Genomic DNA, 20,908 nt, shown 5'->3' on the forward strand with positions numbered 1-20,908 from the left:
ACGTTAGGTTGCCGAAGTGACCGGATTGGTTTTCGATTTGGTGTCAGCCAGGCATACCAGCGCACTTTCCAGGCGGTGATCCTTAATGTTCTGAACCTTAATGACCAATCCGAATTCCTCCACCTCGGGAGTGCTTCCATCATCAGGAATGGTTCCCAGAACACCGAATACGAAGCCGCCGAAGGTGTCATAATCATCCTCCGGAAGCATTACCCCGATAGCGTGGGACACTTCATCCAGAGGAGTGGTACCCTGGATCATCCAGGTATTGGAATCAATACGTTCAATAGGAGGCAGCTCTTCCGGGGCTGTGATGTCATCCTCCAGATCACCCACCAGCTGCTCCAGCAGATCGTTAATGGTTATAATACCGCTCATACCGCCGTATTCGTCCAGCACCACGGCAAAGTGGCTGCGGGATTTCTTCATGTTACGGAACAGCACGTCGGCTTTTACCGATTCAGGAACGAAATAGGCAGGCTGGACGGCATTTTTCATTACATTTTCCCGGGATTTATCCTTCATACGGAAATAGTCCTTGGAATTCAGGATACCGATGATATTATCCGGGCTTTCCGAGCAGATGGGGTAGATGGAATGCTTGCTTTCGTGAATGGTCTGCTCCCATTGCTCGTCGCTTTCATCATTCCAGAGCAGGGACACCTCTGTTCTGTGGGTCATAAGTTCTCCGGCAGAGATATCGTCGAATTCAAATATATTCTGCAGCATATCCTTTTCATCGGGATGAATCGTACCTTTTTCACTGCCTGCATCTATCATCATACGGATTTCCTCTTCCGTATTCTCGTCTTCCTCGTCATGGGGGTTAATGCCAAGCAGGCGCAGCAGGCCGTTTGCAGAAACAGTCAGCAGCCAGACCACCGGGGCGAAGAGCTTTGAAATAAAGTAAATCAGCTTTGACATACCCAGTGCCAGCTGCTCGGACTTCTTCATGGCAATCCGCTTGGGAACAAGCTCTCCCAAAGTCACGGTGAAATAAGTTAATATAAGGGTAATTATGATTACTGACAGGGTACTTAGGACGGACACAGGAATAGGAACCCCCATGGACACCATGGCATCCACCAGCCGTCCTGAAAAGTTGTCTGCCGCAAAGGCACTTCCTAATAAATTTACAAGCGTAATACCGATCTGGATCGTAGCAAGAAAACGTCCGGGCTGCTCCAGCAGCTTCGTCAGCCTGACGGCCCGTTTATCCCCGCTTGCGGCAAGCTTGGCAAGCTTGTTATCGTTCATAGAGATAACCGCAATTTCCGCACATGCGAACAACGCATTTAAAAGAATTAAGAAAAGCTGTAATATAATCTTTCCTATGATTGGCTCACCTTCTGGCAAAAAAATAACCTCCTCTGATTAGTCCCATCTGTTATGGGAGCTTTGATCTTTCTGTTATTATAAATGTTGTAAAAAGGAAATATGTATCTGTGTACGGGTGTTATTTGTAAGCACTACAAAAAGGACAATATTATTATTGTCCTCCTAACGGGCGTTTATATTAATCATTAAATATAATGTGCCGCAATAACACGGGCTGGCGTCTTCGTCCACGGAAATATACCTATCCTTTCCTTTTGCTTATTATAGCAAAGAGAATCGGTTCAGTCAAGCCATACTAAAGAATATACCATAATATCATAAGATATTTCTATGTTATAGAGATTGTCTTTGGGATATACTGAAAGAAAATCAATGAAGGATGGGGGAAAATATGAGTAATATTGTATATCTTTTAACGGATCAATGGCGGTATGACTGTGTTGGGGTGAACGGCGCCAAGGTGTGCCTGACACCAAATCTGGACCGCATTGCAAAGGAAGGGACCAGGTTTTCCTGCGCTTATACGGCAAACCCTCTCTGCTCACCGGCGCGCGCATCCATATTGACGGGGCTGTACCCCCATCATCATGGGCAATTGACGAATACCGGCAATTTTAACGGAGTATTTGATAAGCAGGTGCTGGAGAAGAAGGGCTTCCCCCAGTATCTGGAAGAACAGGGCTGGAATACCGGTTACATCGGCAAATTCCATCTGAGGGAAGAAGGAAGCCGGCAGCAGTGGCATTTTAATGACTGGAGAAAGGAAGAGGATTTTGTCCGGGAGCTCAAGGAGCGGGGAATCTCCTATGATTTTGGAATCAATGAGGTGCAGCCCCTGGAATGGGGCGGAGAAGCGCCCTTCTGGGGGCCGTCGGTGTTAAATGAGAAGGATCATCACGATGCCTGGGTGGCGGATCAGGCTTTGGATATGATTGATCGGTTTTCAGAAGAGAACAAATCCTTTTTCCTCTGTGCCGGTTTTCATGGGCCGCATTTTCCCTATGCCGTACCGGAGCCGTACTGCAGTATGTATGATCCGGAGCTGGTGGAACGATGGGCGAACTTTGACGAGACCTTTGAGAATAAACCGGAGGTTCAGCAGAAGGAGCTGATGAGATGGAACACCGCCCATCTGACCTTTAAGGATTGGCAGAAGGTAGTGGCTGTGTATTGGGGATATTGCAGCTATATCGATGCGCAGATCGGACGGATTGTTGAGAAATTGAAGGAAAAAGGGCTTTATGAGGATACCATGATTGTATTCTCCTCCGATCATGGGGATATGCTGGGAGCGCATCGGATGTTCAACAAGGGCTTTAATCTGTATGAGGAGGATAACCATATTCCCTTGATTGTGAAGCTGCCGGGTAAGGCCGAACAAAAAAAGGAATGCAGCAATTATGTAAGTCTGGTGGATCTGGCCCCTACCTTCCTGGAATTTGCAGGTACGGCTCCGGATAAGGAGCAGCCTATGGACGGAAGCTCCCTGCTGCCTTTGATGAAGGAGGGAGAAGAGACATCGGAATGGAGAAAGAAAATTCTGGTGGAGTTTAACGGCTATGAGAGCACCCTTGTCACCAGCCGGATGATACGGAATGATAAGTGGAAATTTATCTACAATCCCTTCTCTGTGGATGAATTATACGATATGGAATCCGATCCCGGAGAAATGAGGAATCTGGCGCCTCTTCCCGCTTTCTCCCACGTGCTGCGCAGATGGAGGGAAGAGATGTTTGAAATACTGGCCCAGGCGGGGGATTCCATTGTGGAGCTGTCCCTGTGGCAAAGCAATTCCTACGGGCTGATTTTATCTCCGAGAGAAAAATAGAGAAAGGAAAAGAGTGCTATGAGAAAACCGGATATCCTTTGGATTGTGACGGATCACCATGCCTATTATGGGCATACGGGCATACAGAGGCCGAATTTTGAACGGTTGAAGGAGGGGGGCGCATTCTTTGAGCGTACCTACTGCGCATCCCCTTTATGCTGTCCTTCCAGAAAAACCATGCTCACCGGTCTCTACCCGGCCAGACACGGGCAGATTAATAATGCGGTTAAGATTCCGGGTGACCAGCCGGAGAACTATCTGCAGGCACTTCAAAGAGCAGGTTATCAGAACTATTATTTTGGAAAATGGCATGCGGGAGGAGGATGTCCGGAAGATTATGGATGTGCGGGAATCTCCTATCCGGAGTATCACAATCCTTATCGTCAGAAGGAGTATCTGGAGTATATTAAGAAAAACCGGCTTCCGGCAGCGTCCATGTTTGTGGAAAAGAATATGTGCGAAGAGGGCTGGATTGATGATGCGAAGGAAGGGGAAAGCTATGCTTTTCATCGCGATATGCTGAATGAGGTTTTGGCCGGAATTCTGGAGGGACCGAAGGAATGCCATGAAGCATTTTATTATGCGGATGCGGCGGTCAGCCAGCTGGAGGAGATACACCGAAGAAGGGAGGAGGGAGAAACAGCTCCTTTTTCCTTGAGAATCGATTTCTTTGGGCCTCACCAGCCCTATCATCCTACCAGAGAATTTGTTGAATTATATCCTCCGGAGAAGATTCCGGTCTATCCCAGCTATGAGGATCTGCTGAAGAAGAAACCGGATACTTACCAATTTGAGACGGGAAGAGGCATAAGCGAGAAGAAAAGGCTGAAGCGCCCCGGAAGCTGGACTTGGGCTGACTGGCAGCTCATTCTGTCCAGATGCTACGCTCATATTACGCTGGTGGACGAAGCCGCCGGGTTGATACTGGACAAGCTGGATGAATTGGGTCTCACGGAAAACACCATGGTACTGTGGACCTCGGATCATGGGGATGCAGTTGCCTGCCATGGAGGGCATACGGACAAGCAGGCCTACCTGCCGGAGGAGGTTATGAGAATTCCGCTGGCAATCCGGTATCCCGGCGTGATTCCTCCTCATTCTGTATCGAAGGAGCTGATATCCAACACAGACCTGGCTCCCACGGTTCTTGGGGCAGCAGGAACAAGCTTCCTGTACAGGACGGACGGAGATAACCTTCTTAAGCTGTTTACAGAGCCGGAAGCAGGGTGGAGAAGGGCGGTATACGGTGAGACTTATGGTCATGCCTATCCCTGTGAAGGAAAGATGATAGCGGAGGAACAGTTCAAATATATATGGACGAAAAACGATATCGAAGAGCTGTACGATCTCTGGGAGGATCCTTATGAATTGAATAACCTGGCAGGGAAAGAAGAGTATCTTGAAGTTCTGGAACGGATGAGAAGAACCTTGAAAGATTATGTAGAGCACATTTCTTCGTAATTATTTCTTCGTAATTTCTTCACGGAAGGAATAAGTTAATGATATGGAAGGCTGAAGAAGAAAGGAGATCCGGGGTTATCAAAGGAGCGGTAATCCCGGATATCTTTTAAGCTCGTGAAAGCCTTGTCTCTTTTGTCAGATCTTCTCCTGGTTATTCATAGAGTAGCCTCCGCTTTCCACATCATAAGCATCCAGAACGGAATCTTTTACTTGGATGCCATGGAGCTTTTTAACCGTGCCATAGGGCTCCTTCAAGGAAAGCCCGTCTCCTCTTCCGGAGATAATCCAGAGGACGGGATACCCTTTGGGGATGACTTTCAGCCTGTCCTCTCCTTTTCCATCGGTAAAATAGATTAACAGATTAAAATGATTCTGGTTAACGTATTCAAAAACCGGACTGAAGCCGGTGCCGCCCTGGGTGCTGCTTCGGTCCTTCAGATCCCGTTGGTTCTTCACCTTATAGATACGCCGGATCTTATCATCACATTCGATGATGGAAATATCATGGCTGTAATTCTTAACAATATCAAGGATCTCTGTCATGGCCTGCTTAAATTCGTCCTCATGAATGCTTCCGCTGATATCCACGGCAACGGCTATCTTTGCTCTGCGGTTTCTGAGCTGGCCTCGCAGCTCCAGGCGGTCCGGCTGCCGGCGGTCCCTTCGTGTAACCGTCTTCTTCTTGCTGCCGGTGATGGTTCCCATCAACCGGTTCAGATAGAGATTCCAGGGCAATTCACCTCTGCTGTTTTTCAAAGAGGATAATATGGTCTCCAAATAAGCCGGAAGACCTCCCTTTTCCGAAAGCCGTACGGCCTTTTCCGTGAATTCCTGAAGGATACCGGCCTCGATATTGTCCGATTCCGCCCAAAGATCATGGGTTCCGGCGGGATCGTATCCGGTTTTTATTCCCTGCCGGGCGGCGCTTTCTATTGTCGGTTCTTCCTCCGTGTCTTGTTCTGCTTCCGGTGCTTCCTGCTTCGTCCTTGCTGCTTCTTTTTCTGTGTCTTCCACGCCGGGGCGAGTTACATCGGCAAAGCTCATAACTTTTTGAAGTTCCTCAATGTAATACTCAAATGGGGCATAGGGCGCGAGCCGTAAACCATAGTGTGAATTTACCCATTCCAGAGTGGTGGAGTAGGGCGGAACAGGGTCCAGGTATTTGTTGACCGCAATATCCATAGCCATATTAACGGCTAAGGGGTGGTATCTCTCGTGGAATCCCCTGGCCCGAAGAAGATGCATGGACAGGATATGGAGGATTTCGTGCTTGATGGTGCTTTCCATCTGCCTGAGATCCATCCTCAGGAAGATCAGGGGATTGAAATAGATTACATACCCTGCGTTTTTAAAATTAACGGCAGCAGGGCTGCTGATATCAAAACGCAGTTCCCTTGCCATCTGGAATAAAAAATACCCATAGAAATTATCCCGGTCCTCCATCAGGCCAAGATTTACCTGATCCACCAGGCGGAAGAACTCCTGCCGAAAGGAATCAGGCAGGCTTATGGTGAATGGAACGGTATGGGAACCGGCATGGGAGAAGGTTTTCATCAGCTTATAGACCTGTTGGCGAAGCTTCTTTACCTGACTGTAAAAATAAGTATCCATCTATAAATTCACCTCTTATCCAAGAGTGGGATCGGAAAAACCATAGGATTCAAAATAGAGTGCGACGAAGGCTTCCTCTTTAATCGCCAGCCGGTAGATAGCCGGATCGCTTGCTTTGATCTCCTTCATGATACCGATTCTCAAGTCGGCAGGGTACATTCTTAGCAGATCAATGAGCCGGCAAATTAACAGAAGAGAATCCGGCGGCATAAGAGTGCTCTCTGCTAACCTTGCCTCCATTGTTCTTAAAATATTCTTTGCCGCCAGATAAAGTCTGGTATGGCTTTCCTTCCCAATCCGCTCCGGGAGGGAAGCAGGAAGCGGGCCGTCTGTAAAAACGTCGGCATAGGAGAGAAGAGGAGCGTGATCGGCTTCGAGAAAGCGGATGCACTCCTCAGCAATCATTCTTCCCACATTTCCTCTCAGGAAATTTAAAAATACGGGTCGGGGGATATCCCCCCTTTCCTTATAGACCTGGTATGCCTTGGAGATGCGCTCATAGCTCCGCGGGGTTGCCTTTATACCGTCCTGCCCGGATTTATTCAGATATTCCGGGAAGGTGGAGATGAATTCCATGATTTTGGGATGAATTCCGGCCCCCATGGCCCAATCCAGCCACTGGAGATGGTCCGGCTCCATGGTTAGCCATACAAAACGGTTCTCCTGGGCGGCGTCCATATCCACTACCTGATAATCATAATTTGCGCCATATTTGCCGGAGGGATTCATAGCGGCAATGATTTTGACACTTTCATGAAGCTGATATCCGTTGATTTCTCTGTTCAGGATCAGATTCATAAGCTCCTGCTGAACCGTATGCTCACAGCGGTTAATTTCATCAATGAATAAAAGCACGGTATTTCCCTTAGACAGTACCTCGTCAATTTCCCTTAACTTATAATGGACGGCGTAAACCGTGGTTTTTCTTTCGGTTATCCTGCCATTTTCATCTGTTGATGCGTAGGTCTCGATTGCAGGAAGGCCGCCGATCTCACCCTCCTTTAGAAGATTGCCGTCAATCACAATCAGGCTCCAGTTATTTTTCTCTGCAATATCTTTGGCCAGGGCTGTTTTCCCAATGCCGCTTTCCCCTACAATCAGGGGAACTTCTTTGGTGGCCAGCACCAATTCAACACTTTCCAGGGTATCTCTATAATTCATATCAGCTTGCTCCTATCTCATCTTCAGCTTCTCGTCCACCGTTATTTTCTTTGCTTTTTTGCTTCCGTACTGATGAATGAAGCGGAGTTTATCCATCTGCCTGATATCAGAGTAGTCCAGGGTGGTGTAATTCAGAAAATCCCGGACATAGCGTTCTTCCACTGTTTCCCGGGAAAGCACCTCCCTCAGAACTTCCTCCAATTCCTCTTTTGAGATGGCATTCATCACATATTTGATTACAAGAAAGTTAATTTTTAAAAATTCCAGTATGTTATCCTTATCCAGATCGTTGATATATTTAATGGCCTCTTCATTGCTCTTAACGGCGGTCACCCGGGCGGCGTGAGAAGGGGATGCAATCAATCTTAATGCCTCATAATTTTCTTTCACCGCCTCCAGCTGTACGCTCTCACAGGGGGATTTGATAAACCGTATCGCATCGTAATTCTTTTGTACCGCCAATAATTGCAGTTCTTCACTTGGGTTATTCACATATTTGATCGCCCAGCCGGCTTGACTGACCGCCCGATGAATGACGGTATCCGTGGGATGCTTCATATATTCCAGATTGGTCCATCCGCTCTCGATTGCCTGAAGCATCATCGCTTCTGTGGGATTATGGATGAATTGAATTGCCCGGGCGTTATTTTCCAGGGCAAGCTCCTCCATCTCCCGGGTGGGATTCTCTATATATTCCAGCAAAAGGCCATTTTTCCTGACAGCAATTAATTTCATCTCATCCGTGGGATGAGGGATCGATGTGATGATATGAGGATTTATCTCAAGGGTCTTAATAAGCTGCATATTGTCCATATGGCTTTGCGGCTCCTTTCGTTCACGTTGCACTTATCCACAACAGCTATGGTATTGCTTCAAGCAAGCCAGATTAATACCATAGCTGTTATGGACTAATCTGCTCATCGTGGACATTATGCGTCACTTCGTGACGATTATGCACACTCTCTTCGGTCGGCACAGATATAATGTCTGTCGACATTATATCATCAGATTAAGAAAGGGTCTATAGAATGAATGGGTGGGGAAGGATATTTTATAAAAGAGGGCAGCAAGAGGCCGTTGCAAAAACATTGCAACGGCCTCTTTTCTAACCGTTTATAAATTTCATTATTTTTTTCTGCTCTGCATTCGGATTGAGCAGGCAGACGTGCTCCGAAATCTTCCGGAAGGCCCGGTGTCTGTCCAGCTTTGCAGCGGCTTCCATCACCTCGTCGCCCCAGAAGGTCTCGGTCAGGCAGAACACCGTGGAGGACCAGCCGTATGCTTCTCCTTTTTGAGAAATCTTCTGCTGCCTGCCGCACATAGTAAGATACATTTTCATCTGCAATTCAACCAGAGCACGGTCAAATCCGGACTTATCCTCTTTTCCAAAGCCCGCCAGCTGCTTGATGGCGTGCAGAGGCAGGGTCCGGTATTCCAGCAGCACGTTATAAATACGCTTCGCAAAATGGCTGATTACTCCGGTCTGGTATTCCTCCTCAAAGCTCAGACTGCCTCTGCGGGCAGCGAGAAAATAGGGGATCCATTCCCTGGTGATATATCCGCTTTTCTTAAAAAAGACCTTAGCGTAAGCGATATCATTGCGCTCATCCAGCACGCGCATCCGCCATTCCCACGGATCGGTCTCCGGGTCGCCGGTGTGCCAGCAAACCGGAGTTTCATAGGGCGGCTGTTCATTCCAGCTCCACGGGATCACGGAATAGATCCCCTCGCTGTTGCCGCCGCCCATGGCAAATCCGGCCTCTAACAAGGCGGTTACAAAGTCGTTATAGTTTTTTATCTGCATCTTATTCCACATATCTTATCTTGGAGGTGTCGGGTTCGTGAGGGGTGCCCGGAGACTTCGCATAGCCTGTCAAAACGGCAACACCGAATTCCCATCCGTCAGGAAAACCGATCTTCTGTTTGTAAATGCTGCCTTTTGGCCCGTTGAAGGGAATGGCGGCCATACCGCAGATAACACTGCCCAGGCCAAGGGAGGCTGCAGCCAGGGAGATGTTCTCACTGACAATACCGGTATCTATCTCAGTGCCGGGCTGTTTCAGGATCAGAAACATGCAGGGGGCATTGTAATACAAAGTTCCGCCTCGGCTCATGAACCGTTCATAGGTGCTCTTATCCTCCGCCTCAGCGAGAATGCGCATGCCTTCTGCGTCCATTTCTTCAATCAGAGCTTTGTTGGTGATTACAATAATCTGCCAGGGCTGGCGGTTCAAGCCGCTGGGGGACTGAGCGGCGGCCATAGCCAGCGCCTCCAGCGTTTCTCTTTCAGGTAAGCGCCCGTCATAGGCACGGCAGGAATAGCGCTGGGCAATGGTACGGAGAGTTTCATTCATAATTCTTCATCCTTTCTGTCTGTCAATAGAGCAATCCTTTTCTTTCCTATCATATCATATTTTCCGAAAGAAAGAAAGCCACACTACAGCCATTTACAGCCATTCCTGATAACGCCTGACATAGACCTTTTTTACCAGCTGTGTGGAAAGAAAGTATCCGGCGAGAAGCAGTGCAAGCCACGGGAGAAAGGATACCGGCAGAGGGAGCATATCCAGACCGACTGAAAAGCCTGTAAAGCCGGTTATCAGCGCAATCACCGCTACAATAAAGGTGGAAAGAAACAAGGGTGCGGAGGGCCTGCTCTGCAAAAATGGCAGTTTGCCCGTGCGAATTACGTGGATGACCAGCACCTGGGATACGGTGCCGAATACAAACCATCCGCATTGGAACAGCGGCGACAGACCGGAGGTATTGGCACCGATGGCCCGCCACATAACGGCGAAGCACAGGATGTCAAAGACGGAGCTAAGGGGGCCCATGAAAGCCATAAAGGATTTGATGGAGCCCATTTCCCATTTGCGCGGCTTTCTGATATATTCTGAGTCCACGCTGTCAAAGGGGATTCCCATTTGTGAGAAATCGCATAATAAATTCTGTGTCAGGATCTGTACCGGCAGCATGGGCAAAAACGGAAGAAAAATGCTGGCGGCAATGACAGAGAGCATGTTTCCGAAATTACCGCTGGCGGCCATTTTAATATATTTAATAATATTTCCAAAGGTGCGGCGGCCTTCGATCACGCCTTCTTCCAGGACCATCAGATCCTTTTTCAGCAGGATGATGTCGGAGGTCTCCTTGGCAATATCCACCGCAGAGTCCACGGAGATTCCCACATCTGCCTGGCGCAGCGGCGGTGCGTCATTAATTCCGTCCCCCATATAGCCGACGGTATGCCCTGCAGCCTGGAAGGTCTTAACCACCCGTTCCTTTTGGGAGGGAGATAATTTTGCAAACAAATCGCAGGTTCTGACAGCAGTCAATAATGCAGCATCATCCATTTGCTCTATATCACGGCCCGTCAGCAGAAGGGAAGTATTCACACCTACCTTGCCGCAAACCTTCCTGGCCACGCCCTCACTGTCTCCCGTAAGGACGACAGTCCGCACGCCGTGTTCCTTGAGTGCGGCGATAGCGGATCGGGCGCTTTCCTTTGGCGGATCCAGAAATCCGATGAAACCGATGAGAACCATATTCTTTTCATCGGATACGCTAAAGGTGTCCGTGTCGGGAACCTCATTTTTCTGTGCCACGGCAATCATACGCAGGCCTTCCGCGTTATATTTTTCATAGGTTTCCAGTGCGACACGGCGGGTTTCTTCATCCATGGAAAGGACATGCCCATTCATCTCTACAAAGGAGGAAATCCCAAGCAGCTCTTCTACTGCACCCTTTGTTATGAGTGTGCGTTTTCCGTGTTGATTCTCCAGGACCACACTCATTCTGCGCCGCGTAAAGTCAAAAGGAATTTCATCCACCCGGCTATAGTTTCCGGGAATATCCTCCAGTCCGCTTTGTGCTGCCCGGTTGATGATGGCAAGGTCAATGAGATTTTTCAGTCCTGTCTGAAAATAACTGTTGAGATATGCATGGCGCAGAACACGGGTATCATCCTCGCCGTGGAGGTTCATATACTTTTCCAGCACGATCTTATCTTCTGTCAGGGTGCCGGTTTTATCAGTGCAAAGCACATCCATTTCCCCGAAGGTCTGTATGGCGCCAAGGGTGCGGACAATGACCTTGTGCTTTGCCATGGTTACTGCGCCCTTGGCCAGTGTGGAGGTCATAATAACGGGAAGCATCTCCGGCGTAAGCCCTACCGCAATGCTGATGGAAAAAAGCAGGGCACCCGGCCAGTTGTTCTTTGCCAAACCGTTGATTAAAAATACGATGGGAACCATCACAAGCATCATGCGGACCAATAGTCTGCTGACAGAATCAACACCGCATTCAAAGCTGGTTTTTGCCCTGTCACCGGACAGGGATTTTGCCATGGACCCAAAATATGTGTCATTGCCGGTTGCCAGTACGATTGCTGCAGCACTGCCGCTGACGATGTTGGAACCCATGAAACCTATGGTCTGCAGGTCTGTAAATGCATCAGGCCTATCCTGCCCTGTTCTGGCAGGCATATTGCTGAATTTCTCCACGGGATTGGATTCACCGGTTAAGGCTGCCTGAGCTACGAAGGTATCCTTTGTCATTAAGAACCGTACATCCGCCGGGAGCATATCACCCGCCGAGAGCCGGACAATATCTCCGGGAACGATCTCCTCCATGGAGATTTCAACCAAACATCCATCCCGCCAAACCTCGGATTTGTTAGAAATCATTTTCGCCAGCTTTTCTGCGGCGGTGTTGGATCGCTGGTTCTGAACAAAAGCAACCAGGCTGGAGAGGAGCACAAGGGATACAATAATGATTATAGTGAAATAATCCGGCCTTGATGAGGCCACGACATCTGTAAAATAGGTTACCACTGCAATAAGCAGCAGGATGACATTAAAGGGATTGATAATCGCTTCCCTTAATCTGTGAAGTAACGTATTTTTATTTCCTGTGGTTATGATGTTTCTTCCGAATTCATTCAACCTGTCGCCCGCGTCACTGCCGGTCAGCCCCGCCTGACTGGTGGAAAACTGTGAGAACAGCTCCGTGGCAGTAAGAAACGCATACGAGCTAAGTGCTGCTTCAATATCATGCTTGTTTTTTTGAACCTGTGTTAAAAGATTTTTTTTGTTCATGAAATTCACTGGTATCATTCCTTTCTTTAATTAGTATTCCCAGTGAAAGCATTAAAAAGGCAACAAAAAAAGCCGCCCCAACAGACGGCAGAAGACAAGGCGATTTAATCCATCAGCCAGAAAGGCACAATGGACAAAAGCCCGGAGCAAATACCGACCCATTGGTCAATGTTTTCATATTGGGTGTTAAAATAACTTAGGGGTTCTCGGGGGTTACCGTCCATTGTCTCACTTCCTTTCAAATTTTTGGTGATAAAACCATTATAGCATTGAAACGGCAAAGGGTCAAACGATATATCCTAAAACTAGAAAAGGGGCTGGAGATCAGCCTGGGGCAGATACGTCTCCGGAAGGCCGGAATATAATTTTACTGACAAAACTCAAAAACCCATTGAGCGCGCGCATACAGATGTCCCTGGACAACAGATAAGTCACAATAACGGACATCACAGCAATAAAAATCAGGTAGAGTACAGGGGATTCCTTGAACCTGGCATAGTCATAGGTAGCGGTATCAATGAAGCGTACCAGCAGGGTGTGAAATATGTATACGGGGAAGGAGTTTCTTCCGATCTTTGACAGGAAGGTTTTCTTTTTTGGAAACAGGTTAATAAGGATTAAGATGAAAATCGCCGCAATGACGTAATAAACAAGGCGGAAAATAAAATCTTCCATGATAAATTCATCCCGGTAGGCTCCCTTGTTCATCACCAGATCGATAGGGATTTTACGTACCGCCCCGTAATATTGCGCAATCCGGTAGAGGGGATACAGGAGGAGGCAGGATACCACCCAGGGAATCCGCCGGATAAAAGCAACATGCTTTTCCTCTGTATAGAACCCCAGAATAAAGAAAATGCTGAAGGCGCAGATTCTTCCAAGGGAAAATTTGAATCCAAACTCATGGCTGAATCCGGAGAGCAGCCCCAACAGGAGAAAAAGAGGAATGGAAAACCGGAGCCTTGCAATATCTTTGATTAAAAGCTTCCATACAAACATTGCGAACAGGAACCAGCAGCCGGAGGGAACCGAAAAGACACGGAAAACAAATTCCGGTTCTCCTGGAATCGGCAGCAGCTTCATCTGTATAAAAACAAAAACAACCAGAAAAAGATAAGGAACAAAATAGTTAACTAATGCGGTTTCGCGGCATTTGGCAACATTTTTTGAAAAATACCCGGACATAAAGATAAAGGCCGGCATATGAAAAAAATAAATAAAAATATAAATTGTTTTGGTGATATCATTATTGTACCAGCCCAGATTCATAATATGTCCGAAAACAACAAGAAAAATAAGAAATCCCCTGATGTTGTCGTATAAATAGATTCTGTCGCTGCCTTCCGCTCTTATTGCTGTCTCTGTCTGTTTCGTCATGACCAAATAAATCTCCTGTCCCTCTTTTAATAATAATATCGTCCTCAATCGGTATGATATCTGCTCATATTATACTGTGTCTTCGTCCCGAAGTAAATAATAAATAAAGTGTTATGAAAAGGGGAGGGAGAGTTCAGCCTGGAGCAGACAGGAGAGCATGGTGCTCCCTCACACACAGGATGGAAGACATATGACTGGATTTGAATGTCACATCCGTACAAACCTGTTCGTCTGTGCCATACAAATCCAATCCCATCTCTTCCATACAGTGCATTACGGGAGCACCATGCTCTCCTGTCTGCTCCAGGCTGAACTCTCATAAAGAGGGGATATGTGTGAACAGCCCGATGAAAAGCGGGCAATTATTGGGATACGAACTCTTCACCGCGCTTCTCTAAGACGGTAAGCGATGTGAGAGCAAGCTGTAAATAGGTCTGTCCGTTTACTTCATATTCCTCCAGCACGCCGATGACCTCACACCAATCATCCTCCTGCGGCCAGCCTCCGTCCCAATTGACTTCAAATCCGGCCTCACCATCATAGCCGCAGCAGCCGGGGCCATAACGGATAACAAAATGGTAGGTGGTGTCATCCTCCTCCCAGTAGGAGGATTTGAAGATACCTTCATATTTTATTGTTTTTCCCAGATAGTCCTCCGAGTTGAGATAGATATCGTTGGTCTGCGCGATGAACATCTTCTCCCGAATCTCCACGACGCCGTCAATCTCTGCTGCATCACCAATCCCTGCATCACCAACCCCTGTTGTATCATCAATTTCTACTGCATTACCAACTTCCGTTGAATTGCCGGTTTGTGTTGCATTGCTGGTTTCTCCTGCAGTATCACCGGAGGGCAGCGTGTTGCCGGATGCATCCGGGGAGGGCAGAACTTCTGAACTGCCTTCTTCAGACGAGTTATCTGACGGTAAGCTTACCGGGGGTGTTTTCATATCGGATTGTGAAGCCGTATTCGGAGCAGGGGAAGCATTGCTGCATCCGCTTAATAAAAAAATACAAAGTAAAAAAATTATTACCGGTCTTTTCATTGCCCTGCCCTTCCCTTCCTGCTGCCGATGATCCAAAAAACCAGAAAGGCAGCAATATTGATAATAACGACGCTTGCACCTGTTGGAGTAGCATAAACATATGAAATGACCACCCCGGTAAAAAAGCAGATAACGGATACAATGGCGGAGCATATTGTCACGCTTCGAAAGGTCTTGCAGGTTCGCATGGAGGTGAGAGCGGGGAAAATAATTAAGCTGGAAATCAAAAGCGCCCCCATCATCCTCATGCCCAGCACAATAGTAATCGCAGTTAGAAAGGCAATGAGCATGTTGTAAAGTCCTGTTTTTGTACCGGTGGCCCGGGCAAAGGTTTCGTCAAAGGTAACCGCAAATATTTTGTTGTAGAACAGCACAAATAAGACAAGAACCACAATGGCCAGTACAATACTCAACGCCACATCGTCTTTGCTCATGGCAAGGATGCTGCCAAACATGTAATTGCAAACATCGGTATTCATGCCGGTGGTGAGGGATATCACCACAACCCCCACAGCCAGGGCACTTGTGGAAATCAGTGCGATAGCGGCATCCCCCTTAATTTTACTGTTTTCGCTGATGCGCAGAAGCAGGAAAGCTGCCAATATCACAATAGGGATGGAAACGGCAAGGGGAGCCGCATTCATGGCTGTGGCAATCGCCAAGGTGCCGAAGCCCACATGGGAAAGCCCGTCGCCTATCATGGAGTAACGTTTCAGCACAAGGCTGATGCCCAGCAGGGCCGCGCAGAGGGAGACCAGCAGTCCCACCACAACGGCACGAACGAGAAAGGTATAGGAAAACATCTCTATTAATGTGCTAATCATTGTATTCACCTCCCAAAAAATCAATGCCAATGCGGGACCTTATGTAGTCCTCTGTTTTCCCGTAAAACACCTGCTGATTTCGCAAATGCAGAATGTGCCCGGCAAATTTTACCGCACTGCGGATATCATGAGAGACCATAATAATAGTAATACCGGTATCCTTGTTGATTTTCTGGATTAAGCGGTACAGCTCCTGGGTAACCAGGGGGTCCAGCCCGGCAACCGGCTCATCCAGCAGCAGGAGCTTTTGGGTTGCACAGAGAGCCCGCGCCAGCAGCACGCGCTGCTGCTGGCCGCCGGACAATTCTCTGTAACAACGGTTTCTCAAAGCTTCAATGCCAAGACGGCGAAGGTTCTCCTCTGCCATTGCCCGGTCTGTCCGCGAATAAAAGGGGCGTATGCCTCGGGCGCTGAGGCGTCCTGAAAGGACCACCTCATATGCGCTGGCGGGAAAGTCTTTCTGAGCGGCGGTTTGCTGCGGAAGATATCCGATTTCAGCTGCCTTCAGGCCATCACCCATCAAAATACTTCCGCTCTGCGGTGCCTTTAACCGCAGCAGGCCTTTTATGAGAGTACTTTTGCCGGAACCGTTTTCTCCGACGATGCATAGGTAATCACCCTTTTGAACCTCAAAGCTGAGGCCGCTGACGGCCGGAATGCCATCATAAGCAAAAGAAGCGTTTTGACAAGTGATAAGAGCCATATTATCTCAGTGCCTCCTTTAAATTCTCTACATTCTGCTTCATTAAATCGAGATAGCTGACGCCGCTTTCGATTTCAGCCTTGGTAACATTGTGGCAGGAGTGGAGAAGCAGTACCTTTGCCCCGGTTGCCTCGCTTATGGTATCGGCCATCTTTTGATTGGACAGCTCGATATGGAATACAACAGGTATGCTCTCCGCCTTTGTTTTATCGATCAGGAAAGCCACCGTGGCAGCGCTGGCCTCCGTTTCCGTAGAGCAGCCGGGGAAGGCTGCAAAGTATTCCAGGCCATAGGCGTCCACTAAATACCGGAATGGAAAGCGGTCGCCGAAAATGAGTGTTTTATGGGAGGCCGAGGCCGCAACTTCCCGGAACGCCGCGTCAAGCTCATCTAACTGAGTGAGATATGACGCTGTATTTTCTTTGTAGAGTTCAGCGTTTGTACTGTCCGCTTCACAAAGTGCATCGGAAATCTTTTGAACAATCAGCTTTGCGTTTCTGGGGGAGGTCCATACATGCTCGTCTAATTCGGCATCTTCGTGTTCATGTCCGGCCATAAACTCTCCGATTTCCTTGCCGGAATGGCTGCTGTCAAAGTAGAAAGCGGCCCAGTCCTCCTTCGAAATAAGCGCATCAAAGCCCTCATTTCCGTATTTCAAGTGTATATGCCCGATTTCTTCGTGTTCTTCTTCGTGCTCATCTTCGTCATGATGTTCTTCTTCGTATCCGTATTCATGATCATGAAAGGACAGATAGGAGGGCAGCCCTTCCACCGGGGTGACAATCTCAAAATTATACCACACAGAAGCTCCATGATCGGATTCTGTGATTTGATAACCCTTGTATGCGTATTCACCGGAAAGCGTACCAATTGTTAAGGTGTTGTTGTCGATGGTAAGGTTATCGTAATCGGAAGCCCATTGCGTAAGCAGGGCTGCTTTTCTTTCCTCCCATGTGAGCTGGTTTTCCTCAGCGGTATGCTCAATATATTCGTCAAGAGAGCCGTCGTTTATGAGAGGGATGCCGGAGATCCAGCCGCCGTTAAAATCACTCATCGGACGGTCTTTGACATTGGCTGGATCAAAATCTTCACTGCCATGGTCGTGCCCATGGTCATCCTCCATCCCCTCGACGAGCTCTTCTTCCACAGCCTCCACACAGTCCATGAGGGTGATAATCTTCATTTTACTGGTGTCCATGGATTCCAGCACCTCATGCACCCACGCATCCGAATCGCCGCCGACATAGACAAACACATCGCAGTTTTGAATTTTAATTATGTCCTGGGGCGTAGGCTCGTAAGAATGGCTTTCGGAGCCGGGCGGGAGCAGCATGGTAATCTCGGCTTTGTCCCCGACGATTTCTCTTACAAAATCATAGGGGGCAAAAATGGTGGAAACGACACTTATCTTATCCGCGGAATCCGAAGGATTGCCAGATTTGGCACATCCGCTCATGACTGTGATGATAAGGATTAACATAAGCATGATTGAAATACTCTTTTTCATAAAAATAACCTCCATATTCTTGGTTTTAGGCGCAAAAATACAAGGTCGTACAAAGTACATTCAAAAAAGGGCGCAAAAATCCCGCCTTCCAAATGGACGTCGTATTCCCTTGGGGGAGATTATCTCAATGATTCATTCTTACCTTAAGGGAGATGGGGGTTGATACGATAATAGGAGCAGCCGTACCCTGCTGAACTGTCCCTGCAAAGAGCAGACCGGTGTAAATAGAAGCAGCACAAATAAGAGCAGCTGAAAGCTGCCGAAGCAAATCTCCTGCCGAGTGAAGCTGAAGACAAACAGTACAGTCATGACCGGTACAGTCATGCTCCGCATGTTCTGTAATAAATGAAATCGACAAGAAGGAAACCAGGCTAAAGAGAATAGAAACCAGTAATGCAATAATTCTCTTTCGCATTTGTCCACGATTCATAGCTTTCCTCCTTTTCAAAAATCAGGCCGGCGGCCGGCTCTAGCCGATACAATTAGAACACTTGCCATATAGCACGGTTTTCATGGGATTAATCAGAAATGCGTGCTCCTCATACACATGCTGCGGTACATTTTCCATCACACTGCATTGCAGATGCAGTACCGCACCGCATTGCTCACACTTCAAATGGATTTGCTGATGTTCATGGGCGCTTGAAATGTGCTGATAACAGGAGCCGGAAACGCCGTCAAGGGTATATTTGCGGATCGTTCCGTTTTCCACAAGCTTGTCAAGGTGACGATAAATAGTTGCAAGTCCAATAGGATAATCGCTGGTCTCAAAATGGGAAGCGATCTGACCCGCGGTAACATGCTCGCCGTTAAGCGAGGACAGATATGCAAGAATAGCGTCACTTTGCTTTGTGTTATATCTTGAAGGCCGCTTCATCCGGTATCCCCCCTTCGTATCAATTTGATAATGACTTTCAGTTTACCACAGGAGAGAGAAAAAATCAATAGGATGATTCATCCCTATAATATTCAACCTGATCCTTTGTTTTGTAAAGCTGGTTGATATTCTTACCCCATACCCCTATCTTTTCTGAATCAGGATAAAACGCTATATCAATGTCGTTATAGGTATCAAAATCCAAATAAACAAGTAAATCTGTTTCTGAGATATTAGTGAGCTTATGAGCACCTTTTTCATTTGCCGGAAAAAATAAAAAATCACCGGCAGAAACCGGTCTTTCCCCTTGGGGTGTTCTCAAGATCCCGTTGCCGCTGAGGATATAGAAAGCCTCCTCATTCTTCACGTGATAATGATACGGATATGCAGATTGACCCGGAGGTAATTCGTATAAGGAAATGGCGCATTGCCGGGCAAATCCCTTGGGAACCAAATCCCGCCTATAATGCTCATAGCCATCCTGTTTGCTTTTATGCCGGCGTGTTGCATCGGATACATTAACATGTAAAAATTCACTCATTTTATCACACCTCTTTCTGATGTCTATTCCTGTCTGATTATTGAATGCTTTAACAGGATTTCTTTACCTGTATTCTACCATAAAAAAGAAGCCGCATGCAATCGGCTTCTTTCAATGGAAAGGGTCCCAAAGGACGAAAGGGTTGGCAGTATTATGATTGTTCCAGTTTCAGATGAACCTTCCTTTTTTCTCCGTCGAGGTCCATGCGTATAAAGGCAAGTTTATCCTTTATGATTTCAACATGGCATGCCCCCTCGCAGGAGGCTGCTTTGTATCCGCGCAGGTCATCCCAATAGACGAGTCCGAAGGGGATGGGGGGATGATAGCCTATCTCGTATGTGATATCAATATTCTTTTCCGTCTTTTCATAGGAGACGGTGAATACCTGGGGGATGGTCTCAAGAAACTCCTCATCCATGCTGCATTTGCCCGCGTAGCTTCTTAAGGTTCTGGGAGTGCATTCCCCTTTGACAAAGGCCATCTGGCAGCGGCTGTCGTAGTAGAGGAAGGTCTCAGGCCAGGGCCCGGCTGCGGTTCCGCCCAAGGTCAGGGTATATTCATTTGTTTCCGGCTGATGCCGGGAACCAGAAGTAAGAATGCAGCTCTTTGCCGTAACCGAATTCTCCTCATGATACATCCGGATTGCGGCGGGCAGGGTGGTAAAGGTAATGGGAAAGGTTTTAATATAACGGAAGAAATGATCCAGCATACTGGCGCATTCTTTCACATGCTCTTCGGGAAACACAGCAAATCGGTCAGAATATTCCATCTCATGCGCTTCCTGCTGCTGCAGAAAGAAGACATGGTTATTGTGGTCGGTATTATTCAGATAATCTTGAAAGAGATCCTTCCAGTATTCAATATTATCGCCGGTACATAAGCCGGCACGCAGCACATCATTGGGATCGGTGGAATAGATACAGGGACATCCGCTGTGGTAGGTGCGGTTAAAATCCCGTACGGTCCATTCACAGCCTACGATTTTACCTTTTCCCTGGTGGGGAATCTTATATCGGTTGCTGTCGACATACCAGAAGCCCCAGGGAATCCCCTTATGAGATATCCCGTCCCACCAGGTCTGCTCCCAGCAATAGCCCCATAACCCTTGAAAATCGAGCTCCTCCAGGGCTTGAATAATCTCCTGGGAGATCTGTCCCCTTGCGGCCACCCGGGTCTTCGCCCAGGGAAAGGCTTCCTGCACAATATTCCATTCCTGTTCCAACAGGGCTTTTAATTCCGCTTTGCGATTTCGAGGATCCTGTCCGTACATGGGACATTGCAGGATGACATCATCACCATACGTTTCATGCCATGAAAGGATCCAGTCCTTTATCATGGGGACGGAGCCTCCGTTGACAATCCAGGTCACGGGTATGTTGTACTTATGGGCCAGGGTTGCAGTTCGTTCAATCCCTTCCAAAGCGGTTCCTTTTCCCCAGCTGGTGTTATAATTTGATGCATAGCTGACAAAGGTATAAATTAGTCGTTCCGGTCTCATTTTATTCCTCCGCTTTCTATCAGTATAGTCCGTAATATAA

General features: G+C 47.7%; 18 protein-coding genes. 2 read left to right on the forward strand and 16 right to left on the reverse strand.

What is annotated here, in order from left to right; translation table 11 throughout:
* Positions 1-3: 3 nt before the first annotated feature.
* Positions 4-1,356 (reverse strand): hemolysin family protein, encoded by a 1,353-nt coding sequence (locus HNQ56_RS17305; protein WP_429148829.1) that lies wholly within the window; start codon positions 1,354-1,356, stop codon positions 4-6.
* A gap of 373 nt (positions 1,357-1,729) precedes the next feature.
* Between HNQ56_RS17305 and HNQ56_RS17310 the strand changes: the two genes are divergently transcribed.
* Positions 1,730-3,166 carry a sulfatase family protein gene (locus tag HNQ56_RS17310; protein ID WP_429148831.1) on the forward strand — a complete coding sequence of 479 codons (1,437 nt, stop codon included), beginning with the start codon at positions 1,730-1,732 and terminating at the stop codon, positions 3,164-3,166.
* Positions 3,167-3,184: 18 nt separating this feature from the next.
* The gene (locus HNQ56_RS17315) at positions 3,185-4,627 is read left to right on the forward strand and encodes a sulfatase-like hydrolase/transferase (protein ID WP_429148833.1); all 1,443 of its coding nucleotides are present in this window, start codon (positions 3,185-3,187) and stop codon (positions 4,625-4,627) included.
* Between the two features lie 135 nt (positions 4,628-4,762).
* Here the strand turns inward: HNQ56_RS17315 and HNQ56_RS17320 are convergent, their stop codons facing one another.
* From HNQ56_RS17320 to HNQ56_RS17390, 15 genes are all read right to left on the reverse strand, one after another.
* Complete coding sequence (locus HNQ56_RS17320; protein WP_429148834.1) at positions 4,763-6,238, reverse strand: vWA domain-containing protein; 1,476 nt, start codon at positions 6,236-6,238, stop codon at positions 4,763-4,765.
* A gap of 15 nt (positions 6,239-6,253) precedes the next feature.
* A complete protein-coding gene (locus HNQ56_RS17325) occupies positions 6,254-7,399 on the reverse strand; it encodes an ATP-binding protein (protein ID WP_429148836.1) in 1,146 nt (381 codons plus the stop codon).
* Between the two features lie 12 nt (positions 7,400-7,411).
* Positions 7,412-8,212 carry a hypothetical protein gene (locus HNQ56_RS17330; protein WP_429148838.1) on the reverse strand — a complete coding sequence of 267 codons (801 nt, stop codon included), beginning with the start codon at positions 8,210-8,212 and terminating at the stop codon, positions 7,412-7,414.
* A 292-nt stretch (positions 8,213-8,504) separates the two neighbouring features.
* A complete protein-coding gene (locus HNQ56_RS17335; protein WP_429148839.1) occupies positions 8,505-9,215 on the reverse strand; it encodes an AlkZ-related protein in 711 nt (236 codons plus the stop codon).
* A complete protein-coding gene (locus tag HNQ56_RS17340; RefSeq protein ID WP_429148842.1) occupies positions 9,205-9,753 on the reverse strand; it encodes a nitroreductase family protein in 549 nt (182 codons plus the stop codon). The genes HNQ56_RS17335 and HNQ56_RS17340 overlap by 11 nt, the downstream gene beginning before the upstream one ends.
* 93 nt (positions 9,754-9,846) lie before the next feature.
* Positions 9,847-12,495, reverse strand: a complete 2,649-nt coding sequence (mgtA, locus tag HNQ56_RS17345; protein ID WP_429148843.1) for a magnesium-translocating P-type ATPase — start codon at positions 12,493-12,495, stop codon at positions 9,847-9,849.
* A gap of 324 nt (positions 12,496-12,819) precedes the next feature.
* Complete coding sequence (locus HNQ56_RS17350) at positions 12,820-13,872, reverse strand: acyltransferase family protein (protein ID WP_429148845.1); 1,053 nt, start codon at positions 13,870-13,872, stop codon at positions 12,820-12,822.
* 362 nt (positions 13,873-14,234) lie between these two features.
* Positions 14,235-14,822: a TIGR03943 family putative permease subunit gene (locus HNQ56_RS17355; RefSeq protein WP_429148846.1), complete on the reverse strand. Its 588-nt coding sequence runs from the start codon at positions 14,820-14,822 to the stop codon at positions 14,235-14,237.
* A 92-nt stretch (positions 14,823-14,914) separates the two neighbouring features.
* The gene (locus HNQ56_RS17360; protein ID WP_429148848.1) at positions 14,915-15,742 is read right to left on the reverse strand and encodes a metal ABC transporter permease; all 828 of its coding nucleotides are present in this window, start codon (positions 15,740-15,742) and stop codon (positions 14,915-14,917) included.
* Complete coding sequence (locus HNQ56_RS17365) at positions 15,735-16,445, reverse strand: metal ABC transporter ATP-binding protein (RefSeq protein WP_429148850.1); 711 nt, start codon at positions 16,443-16,445, stop codon at positions 15,735-15,737. The genes HNQ56_RS17360 and HNQ56_RS17365 overlap by 8 nt, the downstream gene beginning before the upstream one ends.
* 1 nt (position 16,446) lies before the next feature.
* Positions 16,447-17,952 carry a metal ABC transporter solute-binding protein, Zn/Mn family gene (locus HNQ56_RS17370; protein ID WP_429148851.1) on the reverse strand — a complete coding sequence of 502 codons (1,506 nt, stop codon included), beginning with the start codon at positions 17,950-17,952 and terminating at the stop codon, positions 16,447-16,449.
* Between the two features lie 124 nt (positions 17,953-18,076).
* Positions 18,077-18,382, reverse strand: a complete 306-nt coding sequence (locus tag HNQ56_RS17375) for a hypothetical protein (RefSeq protein WP_429148853.1) — start codon at positions 18,380-18,382, stop codon at positions 18,077-18,079.
* Between the two features lie 39 nt (positions 18,383-18,421).
* Positions 18,422-18,829, reverse strand: a complete 408-nt coding sequence (locus tag HNQ56_RS17380) for a Fur family transcriptional regulator (protein ID WP_429148855.1) — start codon at positions 18,827-18,829, stop codon at positions 18,422-18,424.
* 64 nt (positions 18,830-18,893) lie between these two features.
* Complete coding sequence (locus HNQ56_RS17385) at positions 18,894-19,370, reverse strand: cupin domain-containing protein (RefSeq protein WP_429148857.1); 477 nt, start codon at positions 19,368-19,370, stop codon at positions 18,894-18,896.
* Between the two features lie 151 nt (positions 19,371-19,521).
* Positions 19,522-20,868 (reverse strand): hypothetical protein, encoded by a 1,347-nt coding sequence (locus HNQ56_RS17390; protein WP_429148859.1) that lies wholly within the window; start codon positions 20,866-20,868, stop codon positions 19,522-19,524.
* Positions 20,869-20,908 lie beyond the last annotated feature (40 nt).

This window comes from Anaerotaenia torta (genome assembly GCF_050433395.1).
GTDB classification, from domain to species: Bacteria; Bacillota; Clostridia; order Lachnospirales; family Lachnospiraceae; genus Mobilitalea; species Mobilitalea torta.